This is a genomic window from Alteromonas marina, from assembly GCF_000808575.1.
Taxonomy (GTDB): domain Bacteria; phylum Pseudomonadota; class Gammaproteobacteria; order Enterobacterales; family Alteromonadaceae; genus Alteromonas; species Alteromonas marina_A.
The window spans coordinates 395,863-421,382 of sequence record NZ_JWLW01000066.1; the positions used below are offsets into that span (position 1 = coordinate 395,863).

Sequence of the window (25,520 nt, forward strand, 5' to 3'; positions counted from 1 at the left end):
TTAGTTAAATGAACAGTGAATACAATATTGCGCAAAACAAAACGGTTTCTGCCTTCATTTTCCCTAACATAACTCTGTCGTTTCTTTTTCTGCACAACGTGTTGTACTGGTTAAAGATTTAAAGGATGAATTATGTTACCTCTCAAGGAACCAACGCTTTTCCGTCAGTGTATTGCTGAATTCATAGGCACTGCAATTCTTATTTTCTTTGGTGTTGGTGCAGTCGCAGCATTGGTATTAACCGGTGCTTCTTTCGGTCAATGGGAAATAAGTATTGTCTGGGGGTTTGGCGTAGCTGTTGCCATTTATTGTACTGCTGGGGTTTCGGGTGCACATATCAATCCTGCGGTAACCGTTGCGCTTGCGCTTTTTCATGGTTTTGAAAAGCACAAAGTAGCCCCCTTCATTCTTTCTCAGTTTCTGGGAGCATTCGCCGCTGCCGCTCTCGTCTACGGGTTATATCATCAACTCTTTATAGACTATGAACTGACTCACAACCTTTCACGCCATAGTGAAGAGGCTCTAGCAACAGCCAGCATTTTCTCTACTTTCCCTCACGAAGCCCTCTCATTCTGGGGGGCCTTTGGCGTTGAGTTCGTTATCACTGCAGTGTTGATGTTCGCAATCCTGGCACTGGGCGATGAAAATAACGGCGCATCTCGTGGAGCCATGAATCCACTACTAATTGGTATTGTCATTGCTGTCATTGGCTCTTCTTTAGGGCCGTTGACCGGTTTTGCTATGAACCCTGCTCGCGATTTTGGTCCAAAGCTATTTTCCTATATAGCAGGATGGGAGTATGCGCTTGATGGGGCGAAAGACATCCCCTACTTTATTGTGCCTATTGTAGCGCCAATATGTGGAGCATGCTTTGGCGCTTGGCTGTACCCTGTATTAATAGGTCATTCCCTTTCGCCAGAAAGTCGCGCCTGCACTATTCCAAACGATTGCGAAACTTCCGCTGTTACACAAACTTCTGAAGCGAGTTTTGATAGAGGGTAAGCTAACTATTGATATACGAGCGGCGATAGCCTATTTTACGCCGCGGTTGAACTTACAAAGAAGCATAGCGTGTGTTTTATTTAATAGCAGTTACTGTCCTGTGGGCATTTTCCTTTTCGCTCATAGGCGAGTTTTTGGCTGGCTCAGTAGACAGTTATTTTGCTGTTTTGACACGCATTGTGCTCGCCACACTGGTTTTCCTCCCCTTTCTTAAGCCTGCGTTATTAAACCCTAAACAAAAGGCAGTCCTGGCGAGTTTAGGTGCGGTGCAACTGGGGTTGATGTACATCTTCTTTTACCACGCGTTTTTGTATTTAACCGTACCTGAGGTACTACTTTTCACCATTTTTACGCCGCTTTATGTCGCCATTTTAAATGACGCCCTGTTTAAGCGGTTTACCCCGTTTTATTTATTGTGCGCACTTATTGCCACCGCAGGTGCAGCCATAATTCGCTTTGATGGCGTGACTGATAACTACTGGTTTGGTTTTGCCATTGTTCAAGGTGCTAACCTTTCCTTTGCACTAGGACAGGTGGGTTATAAAAAACTCACCTCTACTTTTGAAGGCCAAATTTCCTATCACAACGTTTTCGCGTGGTTTTATTTAGGCGCGTTAGTTGTAGCCTTGCCCGCATTTTTCCTATTCGGCAACACAAGCCAACTACCGCAAAATACCGAGCAATGGGGAGTGCTACTGTGGTTGGGTATTGTGGCTTCAGGGCTTGGGTATTACTTTTGGAATCAAGGCGCGCTAAAAGTCTCTGGTGGTACGTTAGCCATAATGAATAACGCGCTGATTCCGGCAGGGCTGGTTGTTAATTTACTGCTTTGGCAAAAAGACACAGATTTTTCCCGTCTGTTTTTTGGCGGAGCCATCATTGCTATTGCGCTTTGGATGTCTCATCAATACACCAAAAAACTGAAGCAGATCTAAGCCTAAACAAAGCCGAGTCTACGCAGGGCTATACTCACTTACCATAGTGTAGTCTTTGCGCGGGCCTTTGACCTGCCATGTTGAGCGCCATACTGGCCAGGCAGAGAAGTCATAGCGCACTATGTAGTTGTCATCGCCGCATAAGTGTTCGGCGTTCGGGTTGCTCGCACTAAATGTATGAAAATAACGTTCATCGTCGAACAACACTTCAAACATACCGGTTTGAGGTTGCTGCCAAATATACCGACGCTCTGCTGGCATAACGCTGCCGTTAGGCGCCGTTACCTCACCTTTTTCGTTATACGCTAAGCTGCACATTTCCTTTTTTGCGCCGACGTTGTCTTTGTGTTTTTTGCCTTTGTGTTTTTTGACTATGTCGTCTTTGCCGATGTGGCCGTTATCTACATAGCTTTCACCTACGTAGCTTTTGCCTTCAAGCCAGCTAAATTCAGCCTTGCCAGAAAAGGTAAATTCATCACCGTTTCTCTGGATAATTTTGCGCGAGAGCGTCCATCGTCCAGCAAAATCTTCCAAGGTATAAGGAGAATTAACGGTCATTGCGCATCCCTTACCAAAAATAGGTAACAGTGGCAGAATATTGGTCGCCTCGACCCGGCGTACCAGGAATTTCTTCAAAGCGCTCATCCCACAAATTATCCACGGCTATTACTAGGTTTAACCCTTCAATCTGAGCCGGTGAATACGTAAGGGCAACATGCGAGAAGAATGCTGAGTCATCGCCGTTTCTAAGCGCATTGGTTTCTTGTTTCCGCCACTCGTTGTCAATGCGCACTTCAACCGTATCGGTTGCAAACCACACCACCCCAAGGGTTGCGCGATGCGGCGGATAGTTAAGCGCGTAAAAGCTCGCGTCTACCTCATCAATTCGATAGTCTTCAGACTTATCTAAATAGGTGTAGCTGGCCACCACATCTGCGCTATCAAAGCGCTTAATTGCAATTAACTCAATACCCAGGGTTTCAATATCAACTGGGTTTGCACTGCGCGCCGAGGTAGAGTCGAAGCTATAGGTCCAGTCTGTCAGTTCATTATCCCAGCGATAGAACAAGGCGGTATCAACTTTGAAAGAAGATTCATCAAATGACGCCCCAAACTCTAGGTTTTTACTGACTTCCCGCTGTAACTGATTGTTACTTCTAAATAGACCGCTTGAGGTGCTGCCGCCTACAGCAGTGTAGCCAGCCACCTGCGTCGCTTCTGCATAAGAAAGATAGAGTGTGCGCGAGGCATTATTGCCCGTTTGGGCAAGCCAGCTAATATCGCCCACAAAAGACAATCGGTCGTCGTCGCGATTCGTATCGTCAAACGCCCCACCTAAACGAACGGTAAGCGATTCATTGCTGTTCACCTGCGTTCGATACTCAGGCACTACGCTTATTTTGTAGTAGTCACGAGAGGTGAAATTGTTCTCTAACGTGGTTGATGTAATGTCGTCTGCGGTAAACTGTGCGGCGTAGTTGATACCAAAACTTTGCGATATATTATGGGTGCCAGAAAACGCCAATGACTCCACTTGGGTTTCGTGAAACGCCTGAAACGCTTCAGGGTTTTCACGTGAGAATACATAATGGTCGTCATTTTCTCTGTAGTAAGCTGAAACCTCAAAGGTATTTACCATACCCTTTTCGCCGTAGCGCTGTTTATGATTTAGCATAACCAAACGGGTTTGAATATCTTCCGTTTCGTTTACGTTGAAAGGTGTATACAAGTTAGGCCAGCCAAAGAACTTTTGCTGGAAGCCATAAAACAAATCAGTTTGTGAATCCTCACTTGCTAGTTGAATACGCCCTGACGCACGTTCGAAGTCATGATCGCCATTGGCAATAGTCCCATCACTTTCAGAGCGAGAGTACTCTCCTTCAACCCCAACAGACCAACCGGGTAAATCATCAAATGCGTGCTTTACTGCACCGTGTACACGCTGCAGATTGAAGTTATTATTGCCTACACCCAGTGACACACTGCCTGCTGTTTGGATGGGGCGCCAGCCGTAAGACACCGTACCTACAGAGCTATTTACACCGTAAAGCGCGTTATCGACGCCCGTGAAAATACTCGGCTTCGTCAGCATTTCTGGCGCAATGGGAATTTCAGCAAAATAGTGCCCCGTTTGCGGGTCAATAAGCGTTGCGCTTCCTATGCGAAAACCCGTGTTTTCGAATATACCGCCGCGTATTGTGACGTCGGCCTGCGCTTCTGCCATGTTCCTTGATTGCAAATCGACACGGGGGTCGTACTCTAAATTTGAAATAGGTGAATTAAACGTGCCTACCGGCTTGTCATTCGCCGTCGCCGCCCCTTCAATCGTAATTTTTTCCACGCCTTTTTCGTTACTGTTCACGCCAACGTTAGCGCTTGAAGTATCAACACTTTCAGCGGCCATCGCAGCAAAAGGTACAGTACAGAAGAGCAAAGAGAGTGTTGTATGACGCATTTAGTGTCCTAGTTCAAATTTACGGATAGCCAGCAATAAGGCGTAACAAAAACGCGAAGTGTATAGCATTGGCAGGCAGAGGAAAACGCCAGACAGTTGAGTTTGGACCAGTATGTTCACTTTGTAACAACGCTTTGCGTGTTTTTACTTTTCAAAAGAAGCTCCCTGTATGCAATTAGTCCTAAATAATCATCAATTTCACCTCTACACCCATCAATACCACTGAGGAAAGAAACGAGATAACATAACATTCGCGACCTTTCCAAAATCTGCCAAAGATACGTCATCCCTTGCTTATGCTTGACCTTAAAACTCCGTTTATATTTTCTTTAGTTGCATTATCAGTAAGCGCTGCTGCGCAAACAGATGAAAGCCCCCTTCAAGGTGATCATGATGAACTTGAACACATTGAAGTAAAAAGACACTTTCAGCCATATCGTGGTAACGTACCGCTAATCGACACCCCACAAGCAATCGACCGAATTAACGCGGATACGTTAGCGAATGAAGGGATCACGCGCTTCATCGATGCGTTAGATTTTGCGCCCACCGTTGTTAGACAAAACAACTCTGGCGGCATGTTCGATAGCTTTGCGATCCGAGGTTTTTCTGGCGATGAAAATAATCCATCGGGTTATTTAATAAACGGCTTCAACGTACGTGGCTATAGCGGCAATAGAAGCACCGTTAACGTTCAAACCATAGAAGTAATGAAGGGCCCAGGCTCTGCCTTATATGGTCAAGGGGAGCCTGGCGGTACCATAAACATAATTACCAAAAAACCTCAGTTTGAAGAGCAAGGCTACATCCAAGGTACCGTAGGTAACTTTGATAAAAAGCAAGTTGAGTTCGATTACACGAACGGCATTAATTCAGACATGGCGTATCGCGTTAATGGTTCATACGAAGACTCTGATACTTATCGCGATAACGTGTTTTTCAAAAATTTGAATCTTAACCCTTCATTCATTTGGAACATTTCTGATCACACCAGCTTAAGCTATCAGATGGAAATATTGGATCAGGAAAAGCCGCTTGATCGCGGTGTGTTCATATTGAATAACGACTTCGACGCCGTAGATGCCGAAGACTTTTATGGTGATGTTAGAGACGGAGCTCATGAAGTTAAAGCCTTTGGCCATCAGCTAGTGTTAAATCACGAGTTGAATCACAATTGGCATTTACTCAGTGGCTTCGCCTACAGACACTCTTCTTTTGAAGGGCAGTCTTCAGATACTGAACTGTCAGAAGGCCGTCAGCTTTTGTATACCGACCCGTCTATACTTTCAAGGCAACGTAGAACACGTGACTATCAAGCGCAGGACTTATCACTACGCTTTGAATTAAGTGGCGCGGTAGACGTGGCAGGCTTCGTAAATAACGTCTTATTTGGCTTGGACTACTACAACTACCACATCGATACAGACTATCGTCGTTGGCGCACTGCGTGGGGTGCTGGTGATACCACTTATAGCATCGACCCTGAAAATCCTGACTACACTATTTTCAGACCCGACGTTACGCCCACTACACTTACGGCTGAAAAGCAAAAAGGGTTAGGTTTCTACGCACAAGATGTTATTGAACTTACCGATGCAACCAAGCTTTTAATTGGCTTTCGCGTGGACAAATTCGAGCAAGACATTCTTAATAAGTTAAGTAATGAAGGGCAAGAACAAGACCAAACGGAAGTGACGCCACGCTTTGGATTCGTGTATGAAATCAATGATTCCGTAAGCCTTTACACTAGCTATGCAGAAGGTTTCAGACCCAACCCAGGACTTGATTCTGACCGCAACGCATTTGCCCCTGAAGAGACCACCTCTTTTGAGGTAGGTGCTAAGTGGGAAAACATTGCTGATATGTTTTCTGGTAGCGTCGCTATTTTTGATGCTGAAAAGACCAACATGCTTACCGCTGAACCTAACACTGGCTTTTCAGCTACGCTCGGTGAAGTTGAAAGCCAAGGGCTAGAATTTCAGTTAACGACTGACCTTACTTCAGACATTCGCCTTGATATGGCCTACGCGTACATAGATGCTAAAACCGCGAACGAAGTTAACAACTTGGATTGGGGCGTTCCTATTCCTAAAGGGTCGCGCTTAATCAATATTGCCAAGCATTCGGGGTATATCTCGCTTAATCATTTCACCAGCATATTTGAAAAAGAAGCGTTCTTTGGTGTGACCATGCGTTACGTGGGCGACCGATTAGGGCAAACCACGGATCCAACCTTCATTTTGCCGTCTTATACCCTTGTGAACTTGGCAGGGTCGGTGAACATCAGCGATGAACTTTCTATGAGATTTGACGTGAACAATCTGTTCGACAGAGATTACTTTGAGAACTCATACCATCAGCTTTGGACTATGCCAGGCTCACCAACTAACTATACGGTAAGCGTTAAGTACCAGTTCTAATGCCTAGCTGAAATAGCGTTACTCGCTTAACGACGTGAGTGTTCTTAAGCAAAAAAAGCCACAAAGATAATATCTTCTGGCTTTTTTTATTTACAAATTTAAGCTGAGAATTGTGGACGTAGAAACTTACAAACTCTCTAAATCAAACGCGCCTTGCTTTGAGAGCTTTTCGTTCAATGGTTTCACTTCTTCGCCAAACAAGGTTTCTAGCTGTACTTTATACTGCTGCCACTTTGCCTCTAAGTCTTCCAACCGTTTTAGTGCACCAGCTTGTGCAGGCGCGCCTGTTCTGTCGAAGTTATCCATTAAGAAGCGGACTTGTCTGTCGAGCATATTCGGCCAGTTAATGTCATCCTCAAAAGTTTGATGTTTGGGCTGAATAACCAAGGCTTCCCAGTCGTCGATTGCACTAACAATGCGCTCGATTGAAGCCGACACATCGCTTGCCAGCATTACGTTATCTTCAGACACACCGTTTAATTGTGCTCGCACATCACGGGCTTTTTGCAGGTGTGCAAACAAATCATTCAGTAAGCTTTCTGTAGCCTGAATGCTCTTTTCAACCACTTGAAGTTGCGCTTTATCTGCTTCTTCTCTTGGGTCTGGAAGTACTTTAAACGCGCGGGTTTGCGCCTGTTCACCTACTGTGATTTTCGCTTTGTAGTCTCCAGGCATAACACGGGCGCCGTTCCAACCGCCAAACAGTTTTACATTCTCAATGCAGTTCAACGGCTCACGTCGAAGATCCCATACAAATTCGTTGTAACCCGCTTTTGTTGCAGGGTGTTTAAATTTGACAGGGCTGCGAACGTCTTCGTTCCCCTTCGCGCACTTCTCAAATGCACTAGGTGCAGATGACAGTGTGCGAACAAGCTCGTTATCGGCATTAAATATATCAATGCGTAGCGTTTGCTCTTCTTCTAGTGCATCTTTCAGGTAATAACGGAAGGTAGCGCCACGTGGCGGGTTTTTCGCTTGTGGCTGGTCGGTCATGCCACCGCCAGATAGCAAGCGAATGCCATCTACGGGTTCAAACTGAAACAATGCTTCGTTATCTAACGACTTGTGCACTTCACGTAACGGCGCTATGTCGTCTAATATCCAAAAGCCTCGCCCTTGGGTTGCAATGACCAAATCATCACCTTTTACCTGCATATCCGTAATCGCCACAGGCGGCAGGTTTAAGTCTAGCTCTTGCCAATGTTTACCGTCGTCAAAGCTAATAAACATGCCGCTTTCAGTACCCGCGAACAGCATACCTTCGCGCTCTGTATCTTCGCGTACTACGCGAACAAAGGCGTCCTCTGGTAGGCCTTCGTCAATACGCTTCCAGCGCTTGCCGTAGTTGTCGGTTTTGTAAATGTAAGGCGTGTAGTCATTTAATTTATAGCCTGCTACCGCAACGTAAGCTCTGCCTTGTGCGTGAGGGCTAAGTTCTATGGCATTGACCTGCGCTTCTTTTTTATGAGGCGTAACATCTTTCCAGTTTTTGCCCTCATCACGGGTTATATGCAGCTTACCGTCATCGGCTCCAACCCAAAGCTCGCCTTTGTTAACTGCCGATTCGGCAATATAGAAAACCGTGTTGTAGTATTCGGCCCCGGCCTGTTCATTGGTAATCGGACCGCCATTCAGCCCCTGCTTTTCTGGCTCGTTACGGGTTAAGTCTGGGCTAATTTCCTGCCAGTTCACACCGCGATCTGTGGTTTTTAAGATCATCTGCGTGCCATAGTACACGGTGTCAGGATCATGCTTTGACACTACCACTGGGGCATTCCAGTTGGTGCGGTACTTTTGATCCCGTGCGTTTCGGCCAAACACATATTCAGGGTAAGGCATAATGGGCCGCGTTAGCCCAGTATCGCGGTTATATTCGGTTAATGTACCGTTGATTGTAGTGGCGTAAATCAGTGTTGGATCGTCGGGGTTAAACGCAATATGCGCGCTTTCGCCACCACCCACGGCAAACTGATCTTCTATTCCCATGCCATCTCCCCAAGTTTGAGAAGGCGTTGCCATGGTTGAGTTATCTTGCTGCCCGCCATAAACGTAGTAAGGGTTTAAATTGTCGGTAATAACGCGATAAAACTGCGCCGTTGGCTGGTTGTAAATGCTTGACCAGGATTCACCGCCGTCGAAAGTAACGGTTGCGCCACCGTCATTAGCGTTGATCATGTTTAAGCTATTTTCAGGGTTTATCCACATATCGTGGGTATCGCCATGGGGTAACGAAACCGTCTCGAAGGTTTTGCCGCCATCAATAGATTTGTGCAGCTGCACATTCATCACATACAGAGTATTTTCGTCATTAGGGTCAACTTTGATGTGGTTGTAGTACCACGCGCGGGCTTTAAGAATGTTGTCGCCGTTCATTAACGACCACGACTTACCCGCATCGTCACTGCGATATACACCGCCTTCTTCAGCCTCGACAATAGCATACAGGCGCTTCGGGTTAGACGCGGCAATATCTACACCGACTTTACCGATAAGCGTAGGCAGTCCTTTTTCTAATTTGTCCCAGCTTTCACCGCCATCTGTTGACTTATAAAGGCCACCGCCCTCACCGCCTGATTTAATAAACCAAGGTGTTCTGCCGTGATGCCACATGCTGGCATAAAGAATTCTGGGGTTAGATGGGTCTATTGCTAAGTCAGCGGCGCCGGTATCGACGTTCACTTTTAACACATGCTGCCATGTTTTACCGCCGTCTATCGTTTTGAATATACCGCGCTCTTCATTAGGCCCCCAAATATTGCCCTGTACTGCAGCCCAAGCTATATCAGGGTTGGTGGGATGTATGCGAATTTTGGGGATTTGACCGCGTTTATCTAAACCCACCAGCTTCCAGGTTTCACCGCCGTCTGTAGATTTATAAACACCTTTTCCGTGACTAGTGGTTACGCCTCGAATAGGGCCTTCACCAGTACCTACGTAAATAACATTAGGATCTGAAGGAGCAACGGCGATTGCGCCAATACTACCTACCTTAAATGTTTTATCGGATATGGCTGTCCACGATAAACCCGCGTTTTCGGTTTTCCAAACACCGCCACCTGCGGTGCCCATAAAATAAAGATTGCTATTACCTTCAACCCCGGTAACCGCTACCGAGCGCCCACCGCGGTAAGGCCCAATAAATCGATACTCCATTTTATCGAAAAGCTCAGGGTTAACGGTATCTTCAAGTGCGAATGCAGAATGCGAGAAACTAGAAAGTGTGCTTACGCAAATAGCAAGCGCAGCCACCATTTTCCCAGAAATCAGTCTCTGTGAAACCATACTAAATGCCTTGTCGTGTATTTATTTTTAATAAGAAGAACTTCTTATACTGCTTTGTTGAGGGCGTTATGGCAAAAGTTTTTGTTAATGATGCCCGAACACATTTTTCCCAGTAGTACTTTAACGATTTCGTTGTTCATCTGTTGCCTCAGCCCTTACAATGAATACATTCTGTTGTTACAGCGGTAGCATTAGTAGCTCACACTGTGTAATTCGACACCTAATTACTAAAGAGACTTTTTATGAGGATTCTACTTTCCGTTGCCTTCGCTGCCATGCTTGCGGGCTGCGCTACTATTTCTCAATTGGCGGTTTACACTGTATCCAATGCCGAGTTAGAACAAGTGCTTGATAGCCAGGTGAGTAAGCTGCAAAAGCAAACCTCACTTGCTGGTATCCCTCTTTATCTAGATGTGGAAGATATGACGGCGACCATTGGCCCAGATGGCAGAGACGTGGTTCAGCTAGGCGCTATTGCCACTGCGCGTATTAGTGCATTTGGGTTGAACTACCCTGCGAAAGTAAGTCTTGCTTTAGAAGGCACGCCTTATTACGACAATGAAGAAAAAGCGATTTTTGTGCGCTCATTGTCTCTACTTGATAGCACCATTGATGCAGGCGGTTTTAAAGGTAATTTGGCACCTGTGAGCGGTGAATTTATGCAGCTCATCAACGGTTATTTGGCCACTAATCCTGTATATCGCTTAGACCTTGCGAACAAAGCAGTAAGCATGCTTTCAACCGTGCCTTTACAGCTCACGGTTGAGCAAGGCCAACTGGCGCTTAGGCCGAAGCAATAACACAGTGGCTGTTACTTCCAAGCCGGTTAAAAGCGTATCGTGTCGTTTAGTTGTGGAATAGTAACATTCCACCCTTTTTCTCTTATGGCGCTTTGCAATTCTTGTTTAGCGCCGTCCTCACCGTGAACTAGGTAAACTTTCGGTTGCTTAGTAAAATGCGATAGCCAGCCGATGAGCTGCTCTTGACTTGCGTGTGCCGAGAACCCACCTAGCGTATGAATTTGAGCGCGAACTACAATGTCCTCGCCAGCCATTTTAATATGTGTCGCCCCGTCGATAATTTTTCGTCCCGGCGTACCCATTGCTTGAAAGCCTACGAATACCACGTGAGATTGTTTGCGCCATAGGTTCTGTTTTAAGTGATGCCGAATTCTTCCTCCGTTACACATGCCACTACCAGCAATAATAATGGCGCCGCTAACAACTTTATTTAGGGCAATAGACTCTTCAGTTGACGTTGTGTAGCTTAAAATGGGCAGTAAGGAATGTAAGCTTTGGTTGTGGCTATGCGCACGCTCAGCACTATCTTCAATAGCGTCTAAATCTTCTTCATTATAAACATCTTGGTAACGGTGATATATCTCGGTAACCGCGATGGCCATTGGGCTATCTAGAAATACTTTTTGATGACGCAATTTCCCCTGTTGATAGAGCTCACCTAAACGAAAAATGATTTCTTGGGTTCGCCCAACCGCAAATGACGGAATGAGGATGTTTCCGCCATTCTCACTGGCCTGCAAAATCACCTCTTCAAACTCATCAAGGGTGTCTTTCATTGAGCGGTGGTTGCGATCGCCATAGGTCGACTCTAAAAGCACGATATCAGCATCAGTGACTATGTCTGGGTCGCGGAGCAATGCAGCCTGCGAATTACCAAGATCGCCAGAAAAGACCAGCTTTTTAGTCTGACCGTTTTCAGTAATAAATATTTCCACTATTGCTGAACCAAGAATGTGCCCAGCATCAGCGAAGTTAATTTCCACGTCTTGCGTGATTTTACGCTTGGTGTGGTAGCGAGTTGGTATGCATAGTTTCATCACACCGTCCACTTCCTCTTGGCGATACAGGGGTTCGATGAGCGGCTTGCCCGAACGCTGCCGCCGCTTGTTCTCCCACTCAGCATCCCGCTCCTGCAAAGAAGCGGCATCTTTTAGCAACACTTCAATGAGATCAACCGTTGGCCGTGTCATATAAATAGGCCCGCTATAGCCCTCTCTCAACAATATAGGTAATCGCCCGGAATGGTCTAAGTGGGCGTGTGACAGAATAACCGCATCAAGTTGACTGACATCCACTGGCAAGGGTTTATGGTTTTTCGCCTCTTCATCACGCCTACCTTGATATAGGCCGCAATCTAACAACAAGGTGCTATGTTCAGTTTTGAGTAGATGCATAGACCCTGTTACACCTTCCACTGCGCCTAAAAAAGTAAGTGATGCCATATCAGACTCCTTCAATTGTTTTCGAGTTATTCTGACTGTCGCCGTGTATTAAGTTTGCTGTTGTTATACTGTCTTCAACTTGTTGAATACGCACAAAGACTTTGACCCACATTTGTACTATCTGCAGCAGGCACTCCATGCACTCAGTGGCATCTGTCATTTGGGTAACAGCAATGTCACCTTGTGTTGCCCCCATCACAAGTGCTGATTTAACTTTGTGGTGTTCTTTGTCGAGTAAGTCAAACTGAAGACTTAGCGCATCGCTACTATCAAATTGTCTCCAACGCACCATACGCATGAACTCGTTAGTTACCGATAGATAGTTAAGCAGTTGACCTTCCAGCTCAGCCTTAGTGAGGACATCCCGACGCCTGCTCACTGCAGAAATAGCGAGTGCCTTTTGCGCGCTAGATAGCATGTAGTGCTCTACTCGCATGAGCGAGGCCAATGCTTTTGTGGTTTCTTCACTTAAAGCTGCACGCTCTACGTCTACAATAAATTGCGATATGTGTTGGCATAGCGCCTCAACGCCATGTATGTCGTTTTCAACAGCAGTTATTTCACTACTTTGTTGAGAAAATAGTTTGGGGTAAACATGTAAAAAGCGGTCAGATACTGACAACAATTCTAAGATGAGCGCGTTTACTGCCAGGTCAGGGGTTTGAGCAATATTTTTGTCCAAATGCTTAGGTTTTGAGGCCTCTTCTTCAAGAGACACAAAGCGCTGCTCAAGAAAGCTTGCAAGCTTGTCGTTCAGAGGAAAGATAAGTGCCACACCCAGCAAATTAAACAGTGTATGGAAAATGGCTAAGGTGATTCCTGGGTCAGCGTCTATTTCTGCAACCGCCGTTACCCAATGAATTAGCCCAAACAATAGCGGTAAAATAAGCGCAGCCACAACGGCGGTCGCTACGTTAAACACAACTTGTGCAGCGGCAACACGCTTCGCGCTAGAGGTAGCGCCAATTGACGCGAACATAGCCGTAGAGGTTGTGCCTATATTTGCACCAATAACCATTGCGCCGGCGGCATAAATACCCACCATGCCTGAAGTTGCCGCGGTGATGGTAAGCGCGATAGATGCACTAGATGACTGGGTTAGCACAGTCATTACAAAGCCAATCACTAGGTACATAAGAAAACCTTCAACGCCTTCAGCTTTAAACTGACTAAGATCAAAGGTACTTACTATTCCTTCAAAGGCTGTTTTTAAACTGTCTATCCCTACAAAGAAAAGGCCAAAGCCGGCGATGGCGATACCGACTGACGCTAAACGGCTATTGGGCTTTAATAACTTCAGGATCATGCCTACGCCTATCATAGGCAAAGCAACGGCCTGAATATTTAATTTAAAGCCTACCATTGCGACAAGCCAGCCTGTCATGGTGGTGCCGATGTTGGCGCCGTACACTATACCTAAGGCATGGCGCATACTCAGTAAACCGGCGTTAACAAAGCCTAAAGATGCCACGGTGACTGCACTTGAGGACTGCACCAAAGCTGTCATTGCCGCACCCGACACCACGCCTCTAAATGGCGTTTTGCTCCATTTAGCGAGCAAGGTGCGCAGCGCATTACCTGCTGCTAACTTAAGCCCTTCAGTCATCATTCCGATGGCAAGTAAGAACAGACCTAACCCACCAATTATACTACCCAGCAGTACGACACTTTCCATCTACCAGCCTCTTTGCTTTATTCATCGCCGACCATTCGCTATTTCTGATCATTTCTCCTGAGCACTTCGCCAATAAATAAAAGTCGCGGTTGGCGCTTCATACCTTCATAAAAGTATAGATAAGAGTACAATGCGCGTAAGTCTCATTGTTTGTTCTTGGTCAAACAATGAAGAAATATAGCAACGCAATGCACAGCCGTTCAGGGGCTCAACTTGATGATTGAGCACTCGGCAAATGAGTAATAAACCACGGCTACGCAACAAAAGGTGATGGAAGTGACAGAACGTATCAAAACGCTAGATGAATTCGCAAAGCATGTAGATTACTCTTTGCTCGACACGCTCAGTCCAGATCCACAAGCAACCCTTGATGGTAACGACCATGACCCGCGCCAAGTGTTCTCTGGTCACTATGTGCCGGTTACTCCGACCCCATTAACTGCACCGACATACATTGCGCACAGCAAAACGCTGTTTGCCGAATTAGGCTTAGACGACAGCTTGGCTACATCAAAAGATTTCACCCAGCTTTTTTCAGGTGATATGTCGGGTGTACCCGCCCCAATGAAACCTTACGGCTGGGCAACTGGCTACGCACTTTCCATTTATGGGACGGAATACACACAGCAGTGCCCGTTTAGAACGGGGAATGGCTACGGTGACGGACGAGCAATCTCTATTGTTGAAGCAGTATTAAACGGCAAGCGTTGGGAAATGCAGTTAAAAGGCGCGGGTCGCACGCCTTACTGCCGTGGCGCCGATGGGCGCGCCGTATTGCGCTCTAGCGTGCGCGAATTTTTAGTGCAAGAGCACATGCACGCCCTTGGCGTTCCTACCTCACGCTCTCTGAGCTTGTTTATGTCTGAATCAGACACAGTAGACAGGCCGTGGTATCGCGAAGGGTCTCATTCCTATGAACCTGAAGTGATGGTAGAAAATATAACGGCTATTTCTACCCGCGTGGCGCCCTCCTTTTTGCGCGTTGGGCAAATTGAGCTTTTTGCTAGGCGTGCTCGCTGCAACGAACACAGCGAAGCGCTAAACGAACTAAAAGCCATTGTTAAGCACCTTATCAAGCGAGAGTACTCAAGTGAAATAGACACAACTGCGCCGTTTGAAGAGCAAGTGGTAACGCTGGCTAAGCTATTTAGAGGCCGATTAACTCACCTTGTATCTGAGTGGGTTCGCGTGGGTTACTGTCAGGGCAATTTTAATAGCGACAACTGCGCCGCAGGAGGATTTACTCTCGACTATGGGCCATTCGGCTTTTGTGAGTTTTTTGAAGCAGACTACCAACCTTGGACAGGCGGCGGTCGTCACTTCTCGTTTTTAAACCAGCCCATTGCTGCGCAAAAGAACTTTGATATGTTCTGCCGCTCACTGATGCCGCTAATTGACGGTAACACTGAACAGCTCTCTAAACTTAACGAGATCAACGACGGTTTTTCTGGCGTTATGGAGCGGGCTATGGAGAGTATGTGGGCAACAAAGCTTGGCATTGCCAGCTACGACCACGACTTGCTAATTAAGCTGCTGCAATTAATGCTGCGCACAGGCGTAGACTACAATATTTTTTTCCGAGAGCTATCGTCAATACCAGAAGATATGGCGAGCTTGACGAAAAGCTTTTACTACCCGCCTAAAGCAGAGGTCATGACAGAATGGGAAACATGGCTACAAACGTGGCGTGAGCGCATTGAAAAGGACGCCGAAACACAAGGTGATGTTACAAACGCTATTGCTGCTACCGCAGAGAATATGCGCAAAGCAAACCCTAAATTCACATGGCGCGAATGGCTAATTGTGCCTGCCTACAAAGCCGCCGAAAACGGTGACTTCACACAAATTCACGAACTTCAGAAGATACTTACTGCACCTTATGATGAGCAATCAAAAGAGGTAGAGAATAAGTACTACCAGCTGCGCCCACTTGAATTTTTCAGTGCGGGCGGTGTGGCGCACTACAGCTGCTCTTCGTAAGAAAGAGCAGCTTAATTTTAGTTTACTTATAAAGAGTCAATCGATTCGCTAGGCTCAGTAAACCACACAGGGCCATCTTCGGTCATATAAAAGTGATCTTCTAAGCGAATACCGAACTCGTTTGGTACTACGATCATAGGTTCGTTACTAAAACACATACCAGATGCTAGCGGGTGAGGATTGTCTTTTACCAAATACGGCCATTCGTGAATATCCATGCCTATGCCGTGCCCGGTTCGATGGGGCAAACCTGGTAAGTTATAGTCTGGTCCTAAGCCATCTTTAGCTAAGCTGTCTCGCGCGGCTTTATCCACATCGCCACAGGGAACACCAACTTTTGCAGCGTTAAATGCGGCAAGCTGCGCGCGCTTTTCGCTTTCCCATAATGCTCGTTGCTTATCGGTTGGCTCACCAAAACAATAGGTTCTCGTGATATCAGAGAGGTAGCCATGCACCTTACAGCCAGTATCAATCAATACTAAGTCGTTCTTCTTTAGTACTTGAGGGTCTTTAACGCCGTGGGGAAACGACGTGGCTTTTCCAAAAAGTACAATGCAAAAATAGTTACCAGCAGCCCCCACTTTCTTATGTGCATCGTTAATAAATGCTTCAACTTCTGTCGTGGTAATGCCTTCATAAAGCATACTGGCAGTCGCTTTGTGCACAGCTAGGGTCATGTCCATAGCGCGTTGAATAAGCGCGAGTTCACTTTCAGATTTGTGCATGCGACAGTGTGCTGTTACCTCTGCACCATTGATAATTTGCCAAGATTGGCCAAGCATCTTGTTCAAACCATCTACGATAAAAAACTGGGTCGACTCATCTACACCCAGTTTATCGCCACCAGCGGTATTTAGCTTATCTAGCATAGCTATGACAAGCGCGTATGGGCTCTCGTGCTCTTGCCAGCCAATTATGTCACCTTCCACTAATTTGCGTTCGTTTAAAGAGTCGATTTCAAAGGTAGGGGCCAGATATACAAGGTCACCTTTTGCAGGCAAAAGCGCTCCGACTAAACGTTCACTGGCGTACCACTGCATTCCGGTAAAATACGCTAAGTTAGTACCAGCGTTTAAGTAAAGCGCACCAATGCCATTTTCCTGCATATAATGCTGCGCCTTGGCAATGCGGGCTTTGTATTCAGAGAGCTCTATGGGGCGCAGATCGCCTGTCATGTTGACAAGGCTATCTAAAGCCTGCTGTGGTGTTTTTGTACCTATTATTTTGCCCATTTTTTTCGTCCCTACACTGGCGTAAGGCTGATTGTCTATTGGAATGATCATCAGCCCGCCTTAACTATGAATTTATTAAAACGGGCTCACTGTACAACATTCAATAGGAATGTCGAGATAAGCAGAGGTGGCTAGACCTTTTGTACTGCGTACTTAAAGATAAACACTCTCTTATGATTTGCTGCGCTTTAAAGCGCACTTTTCCACGCGGCCTCTGGCAACAAGTACAAGCCTTTTTCGCTTTTTGCACCTTCATTCACGATAAAGCCGATGCCTGCAGCCATGACGGCCAAGGTTACGTCGAAGGCATTAATGCTGTCACCATAGCCCGCAGTTAAGTTAAACATAGAGCCATCGGCTAAAAGATACAGTGTTTTATCGCCCAGTTTATAGGCATTTACATAAGGCATTGGCTCACTGTGAGTAGCGTTGTTTTTAAGGTAAGGCACATCAATTTCTTGGGCTACATGGCCTACGTTTAAAATAAACGTTCCGCCTTTCATGTTGTCTAGATGATTCGAATTCACCACGCCATACGCACCAGTTGCAGTAGCAATAACGTCAGCCTGGCTAGCCGCTTCATTTAAATCAACCACTGGCCAGCCGTCGTATTTCGCTTGAAGCGCTCTTGCTGGGTCAAGTTCTGCTACTTGAACCTGTGCTCCGAAGGCCTTTGCTGAGGCAGCAACACCCTGCCCCACCAAACCATAGCCAATAACAACCACTACTTTTTCGTGCAGGGTTAGATGAGTGGTTTGGAAGAAGGTTTGCCATGCGCTTAAGCCCACCATGTGCCTGTTGTGAAGCCCTTCTTTTACCGGCAAATCATCCCAGTTAAATATTGGATAGTTTGGCGCCATACCATTTAAACGGTTAATGCCAGAGCCCGTTGCTTCTAAGCCCGATACAATGCTCGGTACTGGTTTATTTGCTTTTATATTTTCGTGAAGTCGAGTTGTCAGATCAGCGCCCATTTCACACAAATGGGTAGGCTGCCACGCCAGCGCTTTATCGAATGACTCAGACCAGTCAGCCTCGCTCATATCACGCCATGCATGGGCCGTTGCACCTTTATCAACAAGGTAAGATACCACGTCATCTTGCACTGTAGTGGGGTTACACGTAGTAAGAAAAATGTCGCATCCTCGTGAAAGTAGCCCTTCAACCAAAGGCGCCATTTTCAAATCTAAATGCATATTGCAAGCAAGTTTTACGTTCGACAGATCGGGAAGTGATGCAATGGCATTACGAGTGCGCGGCATGTGAAGGCTAGCCCACGCCAACTCTGCTTGAAAATCTTGGTACATGAAAAGGATACTCTGAGAAAATGAAAAGCAGAATCATACGTGAGAATGCTGTATTTATAAATCAGCTAGATACTTCCCTTTATTTCTCCTCTCGGTTATTTTCTCTTATTCTGAATCTTCCTCCCAAACCACCACTTTGTTTCGACCTTTCGCTTTCGCTAGGTACAAGGCTTGGTCTGACTGTTTAATGAGAACATTGACATCCTCTTCGCCTGGCGAGGTTCCTGCCACACCTATACTTACTGTCACTCGTATGAATTTGTTAATGTCGTGGGTGAAAAGGTGTACGCGGAGATTCTCGGCAATTTGCTTGGCGTAATGCACCCGAGTATTGGGCAAAATTACCAAAAACTCTTCGCCGCCCCAGCGAAAGGTAATGTCAGAGCCCCTAACTTGCCCTTTAATTTCTTCAGCGACTTTTTTCAGCACCTTGTCACCCATGTCATGACCATATTTATCGTTGATACCTTTAAACCAATCAATATCAATGAGCATAACCGACATGAACTTATTACTGCGCTTTCCCATCTCCCAAATAGGATAAACTAAGTCTTCAAAAGCTCGCCGATTATAAAGCGACGTAAGTGGATCGAGCCTTGCGTCACGCTCGGCGTTTCTGCGCGCTTGCTGTACTTGTTTGTAGTTAAATGCCAGTGAGATAGATAGCAAAGACATTTCCAACACCATACCGATTTCAATGCCTCTAAATGCCCATTTCGAGTATGGAATAAGCCCCCATGTGGCTAGACTCGACACCATCGCACCGCCGGTTCCGCATAAAATGGCTGGAAGGAAAAATTTAGCTAATGTGTCGCCATTACGGTAAGCAAAAATTCCTATCAACAACATCCAAATCGCTATTGTTGTTAAAACGGCAAGCTGCGACATCACCGCGAAAGAGCGACTTCCAATCAATACAATGGTGACAGCGAGTGCGCCCAATGCGCCATAGATATACTTCCTACACCGATAGAGCGTTGGTAGATAGAGTTGGGTATTAAGAAATTCGATGGTGAATCTAACCGCACTGAACAAATACAAAAACATTAGCGCGGGCAAAAGCCACTGTTGAAGGAATATCGATTCTGGCCAAAGCCACCAGAAACCATGACCGGTATAAGTGAAGTTAAATAGCAAAAACGAGAGAAGGTATAAGGAATAAAGCAGGTAGCGCCGTTCTTTGAGATAGGAGTATAGAACCAAGTTGTAGACCAATAAAATAACGAGTGCGCCGTACAACGCGCCATAAAAATACGCATTTTCCGTTGTCTTGTTTTTAGCAACTACTGGTGGCCCTACGTATATGGGGATCGTCATAGGATCTTCAGAGGAAAATCTAAAAACCACCAGCGTTTCAGGTTGGGTAAATCGATAGAATACGGAAGGCATTCTTGTGTCGTCAAAGCGAGCACTATGCACCTGATTATCACCAAGTTTTACATGACGCTTTCTTTGACCGTTTTCGAAAAAATAGAGGTCGATATCGTCTAGCCACGCATTATCTATTTCTATTTTCAGAGGAAGAAAAGGTACGTTTATTGGGCTATTTTTAGCAATACGAGTAACAAGAACACCATATGTATCTAATTCAACAGCCAACACACCCCAAACCGTGTTACCAGTGAACCCATAACTAACGCGCCCTTTAGTATTTTTTATAAGTCTATTCTGCTGATGTTTAGTCAGGATGTCTTCAGCAGTAAGCTGACTACCTTCCTCGTAATACATCCACAGCTTGTCGTTAACTAACTGCATTTTATCTAGAGACGCAGTACTTTTAGCGTAAGCGTGAGAGAGCCCGCCCCACAAGCAATTAACTATTACAAAACCAATAAATAAAAGAAGTGCTTTCATACATCAATTCTTTTGAATAGGGGCTTTTAAACACAGGGCTAGCTTTTGTATCGGCAACCCTTTCTTATATAAATATTAAGTTACGCTTATCAAAACCGTTTGTGAATAGGTTAAATTCATCAATATTCTACAAATGCGTTTTAATGTTATTTCGTTTCCACATGTAAAGGCTTACGTATCTTTTATGCTTAGTTTTATTACCAGCACGCTGATTCCTGTTTTGATCCTTCTGTTAATGGGATGGCTATTTTTTCGCATTAAATGGCTCAATGAAGGGTTTATAGAAGCTGGATCTAAACTGGTATTTAACGTCGCGCTCCCTGCGCTATTATTTTTATCGATAGCGCGAGCAGACTTTTCTAAAGCTGCCAACCTATCGCTGATAGGCGTTGGGGTTATGGGCACGCTCATTGTTTTCGCCGCTCTGATGATTACCTCTCACCTGACCGTACATCCGTACAAAGCCAGAGGTGTGGTTGTACAAGGCGGTTTCAGAGCCAATATGGGCATTATTGGCCTTGCTTATTGTGCCAATACCTATGGGCAAGAAGGGCTTGCTGTAGCCTCGGTCTATATGGGGTGTATTACTATATTGTTTAACGTATTGTCTGTCTTTGTTCTTAATTTTTATCAAGGCACGTCGCGTTCTTTGTTGGGTCAAGTTACTGGCATGGCGAAAAACCCGCTAATTCTTTCTATCGCGGCAGCGCTCCCTTTCTCTTACTTCGAATGGCAATTGCCCACCACCTTGATAAAAACCGGTGAATACTTTGCGCAGCTAACACTGCCACTTGCACTTATTTGTACTGGTGCTTCCCTACAGTTCCGTTCATTCTCCAGTGACTGGTTTAACATTGTGCTTAGCACAACCAGTAAATGCGTGGTTTATCCCACCATATTAGTCGCGTTTGCCTATGCTTTTGGATTTAGAGGTATGGAACTGGGCATTGTTCTTCTTCTCGCCATTTCACCTACTGCTGCAGCAAGCTATGTCATGGTTAGAAACTTAGGCGGTGATTATCGTTTGGCGGCAAGTATCATCGCAGTGAGCACATTGGCATCTCTGCCTATTACCGCCCTCGCCTTTGGAATATTAAGTAAACTACAGCTGGTGTGATGAAAATACGTCTTTGTTAAGCGCATTTTAAGTTTATAAACAGTGAAGAGTGAGGCTATTGATGTGTTGTTAGACGTTATTGGAAACGAAAAGCGCCGGGTAACTCGACGTTAACCCGGCGAAAAAGGCGTAACAGACGTCGCCCTAATCTGCTTCTATCTCACCCTCTTCAATGGCCACAACGCGACGAGCTTCAACGTAGGTTTTAATAGCCCAAAGTGTCTCTTGGTCTAAGATAGGATCGGTTTGACCTTCAGGAATACCGCCAAGTGCAGGCATGCCTTTCGCCGAGCCAAAACGCAAGCGCTCAACGAACCATTCGTCGTCTTCGAAGCTTTCTGGGTCGAGTTCACGAAGGTCTGGGTTTATTCCGCCAGACTGCGCGTGCAAGCCGTGACAACCTGCACAGTTATTTGCATAAGCTGACTCACCAAACTTGATGACCTTCGTTTTGGTTTCTTCATCAAGGCTTCGATATGGGTTTTCAAACACCCAGCCATTTTCAGACTCATCGCCATCAGTGATTGGCGGCATAGCTGAGCTATCTGCGCCTTGAGGGATAACATTTCCATGTGCTAGCACGTGACCAGACAAGCCAGTTATCACGAGTGCAGCGAACAACATCGATATTTTTGTTTTCATAATTCATACATCCTCAAAAGACTATGAATTAAGTATACGTACGAGGAAATAAGGGGTAACTCTACTTTGGTTTTGAAAGGCTCCTCCTTTGGTAGGAGGCCACAATGATAGCCACTGAAAGCGCAAGCTTTACCGTTGCTGCTTCAACGTTAGTGCTAAAGTCAGAGTCGAAATAACGCCCATAAGAATGGTAACGACTTACCTTGCCAACAGGTTAATGAATAGGTGATGAAAAAAGGCCAGCGCACGTAGGCGCTGGCCATGTATTAATCACTATTTACTGCTCAGCTAAGGTTAGTTTTTTGCCACCTGCTGATAGCGCTTCGGCAGTTTAAACGTCCACACGGTGCCGCCTTGGTTGAAGTGCTTCACGCGTTTAGCAACTTCACCGCCCCATAATGGCACTGCGCCGCCCCATCCTGATAGTACAGAGATGTACTGCTCACCATCCATCTCCCATGTCACTGGAGAGCCAACAATACCTGAGCCAGTTTGGAACTTGTAAACCATTTCGCCGGTTTTGTCGTCAAAGGCCATAAGATAACCTTCAGGGTTACCGGTCCAAACCAAACCACCACCTGTAGTTAACACGCCACCCCAAAGTGGAGAGAAGTTGTTGTAGCGCCAAACGGTTTTACCTGTTTTAGGGTCAATCGCTTTAAGTACGCCGATAAAGTCCTCATTCACTGATTTGATGGTGAAACCAGCACCTAGGTACGCTGCACCTTTCTTGTAAGAGGTAGGCTCGTTCCAGATATCCATTTCCCATTCGTTTGAAGGCACATAGAAGAGTTCAGTATCCTTTGAATAGGCCATTGGCATCCAGTTTTTACCACCTAAGAACGCAGGGCGAGCGACAACCTGTGCACCTTGTTTACCATCAGCTGATTGCGCTGGGCTTCCTGGGCGATTTTCTTCAATGTAGATAGGTCGACCTTTTTCATCCAGTCCCTTTGCCCAGTTTAATTTATCAACAAACGGGAAGCCGCGGATAAAGTCACCGTTTTCGCGGTTAAGGACGTAGAAAAAGCCGTTTCTGTCGGCGGTTGCCGCCGCTTTCACTGTCTTGCCGTTTTCCTGGTAGTCAAATGAGATAAGTTCGTTTACGCCATCGAAGTCCCAGCCATCGTGCGGCGTGGTTTGGAAGTGCCACACAATTTTGCCTGTATTAGGGTCGATAGCTAAGCGCGACGACGAGAAGTAGTTATCGCCCGGACGTAGGTGAGAGTTCCACGGTGCAGGGTTACCCGTACCGAAGAATAGCAAGCCTGTATCTGAGTCGTAAGTGCCGCCTAGCCACGTTGCTGCACCACCGGTTTTCCATAAATCAGCAGGCCATGTTTTGCCTGGCGCGCCGCCTGAAATACCATTTTCGGTTTTCTTACCGTCTTTCCACAGATACCCCATGTGCCCTTCAACGGTAGGTCTAACCCATAGCTGTTTGCCAGACTTCGCGTCGTAAGCATACACTTTACCGACGATACCGAACTCACCACCGGAAATCCCTGTAATGACTTTTCCATCAACAACAATAGGCGCCGCAGTAATGGCGTAGCCCGCTCGGTAGTCTTCAACTTTTTTCTTCCAAACGGTTTTGCCCGTGTCTTTATCCAGTGCTACTAGCTTGGCATCCAAGGTGCCAAATATGACCAGATTATCGTAAAGCGCAACGCCACGGTTTATTACGTCACAGCAAGGCATAATGCCATCTGGCAAACGCGCTTCATATTGCCATAGCTCTTCACCAGTTCTCGCATCGATGGCCCACACACGAGAGTAAGATCCGGTCACATACATCACGCCATCTTTTACCAGAGGCTGCGATTCTTGACCCCGCTGCTTTTCACCACCTAATGAGAACGCCCACACAGGACGTACTTCTTCTACTGTATCGCGGTTAATGGCGGTTAACGGGCTATAGCGCTGAGCTTTCAAGCCCATGCCATACGTCACTACGTCGTCAGTGGTAACGTGGTCATTTTGAATATCTTTGTCGGTGACAACAGCATGGACAGGAGTTAACGCACTTGCACAAACCAGCATAGATAGGGCAAGTTTTTTAATTGGCATATTATTATTCATAACGGTTCCTAGTTGCATGTAGGCCATAAATGGTCTGTTTCAGACTATTCGTTAGGATTAGCATAGCTAGGGGGGATGTCGATGCCTATGCAACAGCGGAGTGATTTGACTCCTCCTTTAGGAGGAGGAATGAAGGGCTATTTTCCCTTTTGATTAACACCTTTACGCTTTCACGTCTTTTTAAAGAAATGCGTTCTTCCAATACTGATAGCAGTGCTAATAATATGAAGGCTGCTGGCAATAGAGTTATTGCCTAAAGTGCTACCGGTTAACATGCTAGTGTTCGAAAAGCTGTAATTCGAAGCCTGTTAACCAGCGTGCTATTGTTTGAAGTGCTAATGTTCTGATTGCTTTTGGTCAGATGCTTTTATACTGAATTAACTTATTCTGAACTTTCATTCCCCGCAAAATAAGGCGGCATCTCATAAATGGTTTTGTATTTCTCAAATAACCGTTGCATATCGCCCTCTACCACCATTCGCGTAATTACATCACCAATTTCATAGCCTAGCGCGCGATAATTAGTATGAACAGCAAGTCCTATATCCCACTTTTGCTTTCCAATAAGCGGAAACGCGTTGCTTGCAAGGCGATATTGCTCATTATCAACAAACTGACTGAGGTAGGATATTTGCGAGCGCAATCCCATTACCGCTTCGACGGTTCCTGCTTTCATTGCGTCAATCGCTTCTGCGTTTGAACCATAGTGCGATGTTTTTTCTCGCAATCGGCCGCCAAACGCTGACGTTAAGTAAAAGTGGGGAATGCTGTCTATTTCCGCACCAATCGTGTGATATTGAAACATGCCCATGGTTTCCACTTCGGGCAAGCTTTGCGTGTTATGAATGATTTGCCAGCTTTCACGCTGATAGGGGGCAAACATGTGAACGAGCTCATTAACCAACAAGCCCACGTCGTCACGTTTTTGAGAAAAACTGGGGTCGTAAGGCGCGCGCATCATCACATCAGCCTTAATGCGATGAATTATATGGCCCTTCCATAGGTAATTTCTGAAATCGTCCTCTGTCGTTTCACCTGGTGTCATCCATATCAGTTCTAGCTCAACACCTAGGGCGCTCGCGATTTCACTGGCGATATCAATATCAATACCTGTGGGGCTGTCGTTTTCAATAAATGAAAATGGAGGATAGTCGGTGTACACCGCAATTCTAATTAAACCGCTGTCTTTAATATCGTCTAACGATCTTGCTTCCCCGAACGCAGAAAGCGCAGAACCCGTTATCAGGCAGAGTAAAATGAAAATAACTCGAAAAGGTTTAACTAACTGCACAGCT

17 protein-coding genes are annotated in these 25,520 nt (G+C 45.9%); 6 read left to right on the forward strand and 11 right to left on the reverse strand.

What is annotated here, in order from left to right:
* The first annotated feature begins 132 nt into the window (after window positions 1–132).
* Both RJ41_RS17465 and RJ41_RS17470 read left to right on the forward strand, forming a co-directional pair.
* Window positions 133–1,002, forward strand: a complete 870-nt coding sequence (locus RJ41_RS17465; protein ID WP_039223448.1) for an MIP/aquaporin family protein — start codon at window positions 133–135, stop codon at window positions 1,000–1,002.
* Between the two features lie 71 nt (window positions 1,003–1,073).
* A complete protein-coding gene (locus tag RJ41_RS17470) occupies window positions 1,074–1,937 on the forward strand; it encodes a DMT family transporter (RefSeq protein ID WP_039223449.1) in 864 nt (287 codons plus the stop codon).
* Between the two features lie 18 nt (window positions 1,938–1,955).
* On the opposite strand, the gene RJ41_RS19435 is transcribed toward RJ41_RS17470, so the two are convergent.
* Together RJ41_RS19435 and RJ41_RS17480 are read right to left on the reverse strand one after the other, a co-directional pair.
* Window positions 1,956–2,495, reverse strand: coding sequence for a DUF6314 family protein (locus RJ41_RS19435; RefSeq protein WP_039223452.1), 540 nt, complete (start codon window positions 2,493–2,495; stop codon window positions 1,956–1,958).
* A 10-nt stretch (window positions 2,496–2,505) separates the two neighbouring features.
* Complete coding sequence (locus tag RJ41_RS17480) at window positions 2,506–4,392, reverse strand: TonB-dependent receptor domain-containing protein (RefSeq protein ID WP_039223453.1); 1,887 nt, start codon at window positions 4,390–4,392, stop codon at window positions 2,506–2,508.
* Window positions 4,393–4,688: 296 nt separating this feature from the next.
* On the opposite strand from RJ41_RS17480, the gene RJ41_RS17485 reads away from it, so the two are divergent.
* The gene (locus RJ41_RS17485; protein WP_039223456.1) at window positions 4,689–6,812 is read left to right on the forward strand and encodes a TonB-dependent siderophore receptor; all 2,124 of its coding nucleotides are present in this window, start codon (window positions 4,689–4,691) and stop codon (window positions 6,810–6,812) included.
* 126 nt (window positions 6,813–6,938) lie between these two features.
* On the opposite strand, the gene RJ41_RS17490 is transcribed toward RJ41_RS17485, so the two are convergent.
* On the reverse strand, window positions 6,939–10,094 hold the full coding sequence (locus RJ41_RS17490; RefSeq protein WP_039223458.1) for a WD40/YVTN/BNR-like repeat-containing protein: 3,156 nt from the start codon (window positions 10,092–10,094) through the stop codon (window positions 6,939–6,941).
* A 242-nt stretch (window positions 10,095–10,336) separates the two neighbouring features.
* On the opposite strand from RJ41_RS17490, the gene RJ41_RS17495 reads away from it, so the two are divergent.
* Window positions 10,337–10,894: a YceB family lipoprotein gene (locus RJ41_RS17495; protein ID WP_039223459.1), complete on the forward strand. Its 558-nt coding sequence runs from the start codon at window positions 10,337–10,339 to the stop codon at window positions 10,892–10,894.
* Between the two features lie 26 nt (window positions 10,895–10,920).
* On the opposite strand, the gene RJ41_RS17500 is transcribed toward RJ41_RS17495, so the two are convergent.
* Both RJ41_RS17500 and RJ41_RS17505 read right to left on the reverse strand, forming a co-directional pair.
* Entirely contained in the window at window positions 10,921–12,336 is a 1,416-nt protein-coding gene (locus tag RJ41_RS17500) for an MBL fold metallo-hydrolase RNA specificity domain-containing protein (protein ID WP_039223463.1), read from the reverse strand.
* A gap of 1 nt (window position 12,337) precedes the next feature.
* Window positions 12,338–14,011, reverse strand: coding sequence for a Na/Pi cotransporter family protein (locus tag RJ41_RS17505; protein ID WP_039223465.1), 1,674 nt, complete (start codon window positions 14,009–14,011; stop codon window positions 12,338–12,340).
* A gap of 270 nt (window positions 14,012–14,281) precedes the next feature.
* Here RJ41_RS17505 and RJ41_RS17510 point away from each other — a divergent pair, with 270 nt between their 5' ends.
* Window positions 14,282–15,991 carry a protein adenylyltransferase SelO gene (locus RJ41_RS17510; protein WP_039223468.1) on the forward strand — a complete coding sequence of 570 codons (1,710 nt, stop codon included), beginning with the start codon at window positions 14,282–14,284 and terminating at the stop codon, window positions 15,989–15,991.
* A gap of 26 nt (window positions 15,992–16,017) precedes the next feature.
* Here the strand turns inward: RJ41_RS17510 and RJ41_RS17515 are convergent, their stop codons facing one another.
* The 3 genes from RJ41_RS17515 to RJ41_RS17525 all read right to left on the reverse strand — a co-directional run bounded on the left by RJ41_RS17515 (window position 16,018) and on the right by RJ41_RS17525 (window position 20,384).
* Window positions 16,018–17,223 carry a M24 family metallopeptidase gene (locus RJ41_RS17515; RefSeq protein WP_039223681.1) on the reverse strand — a complete coding sequence of 402 codons (1,206 nt, stop codon included), beginning with the start codon at window positions 17,221–17,223 and terminating at the stop codon, window positions 16,018–16,020.
* Window positions 17,224–17,411: 188 nt separating this feature from the next.
* A complete protein-coding gene (locus RJ41_RS17520) occupies window positions 17,412–18,530 on the reverse strand; it encodes an adenosylhomocysteinase (protein ID WP_039223472.1) in 1,119 nt (372 codons plus the stop codon).
* A 105-nt stretch (window positions 18,531–18,635) separates the two neighbouring features.
* On the reverse strand, window positions 18,636–20,384 hold the full coding sequence (locus RJ41_RS17525; RefSeq protein WP_039223475.1) for a sensor domain-containing diguanylate cyclase: 1,749 nt from the start codon (window positions 20,382–20,384) through the stop codon (window positions 18,636–18,638).
* Between the two features lie 184 nt (window positions 20,385–20,568).
* Between RJ41_RS17525 and RJ41_RS17530 the strand changes: the two genes are divergently transcribed.
* Window positions 20,569–21,501 (forward strand): AEC family transporter, encoded by a 933-nt coding sequence (locus tag RJ41_RS17530; protein WP_014950661.1) that lies wholly within the window; start codon window positions 20,569–20,571, stop codon window positions 21,499–21,501.
* A gap of 144 nt (window positions 21,502–21,645) precedes the next feature.
* Here the strand turns inward: RJ41_RS17530 and pedF are convergent, their stop codons facing one another.
* From pedF to RJ41_RS17545, 3 genes are all read right to left on the reverse strand, one after another.
* The gene (pedF, locus tag RJ41_RS17535) at window positions 21,646–22,143 is read right to left on the reverse strand and encodes a cytochrome c-550 PedF (protein ID WP_039223478.1); all 498 of its coding nucleotides are present in this window, start codon (window positions 22,141–22,143) and stop codon (window positions 21,646–21,648) included.
* Between the two features lie 294 nt (window positions 22,144–22,437).
* A complete protein-coding gene (locus tag RJ41_RS17540; RefSeq protein WP_014977357.1) occupies window positions 22,438–24,225 on the reverse strand; it encodes a PQQ-dependent methanol/ethanol family dehydrogenase in 1,788 nt (595 codons plus the stop codon).
* A 382-nt stretch (window positions 24,226–24,607) separates the two neighbouring features.
* Window positions 24,608–25,516 carry a substrate-binding periplasmic protein gene (locus RJ41_RS17545; RefSeq protein ID WP_039223480.1) on the reverse strand — a complete coding sequence of 303 codons (909 nt, stop codon included), beginning with the start codon at window positions 25,514–25,516 and terminating at the stop codon, window positions 24,608–24,610.
* Between the last annotated feature and the right edge of the window lie 4 nt (window positions 25,517–25,520).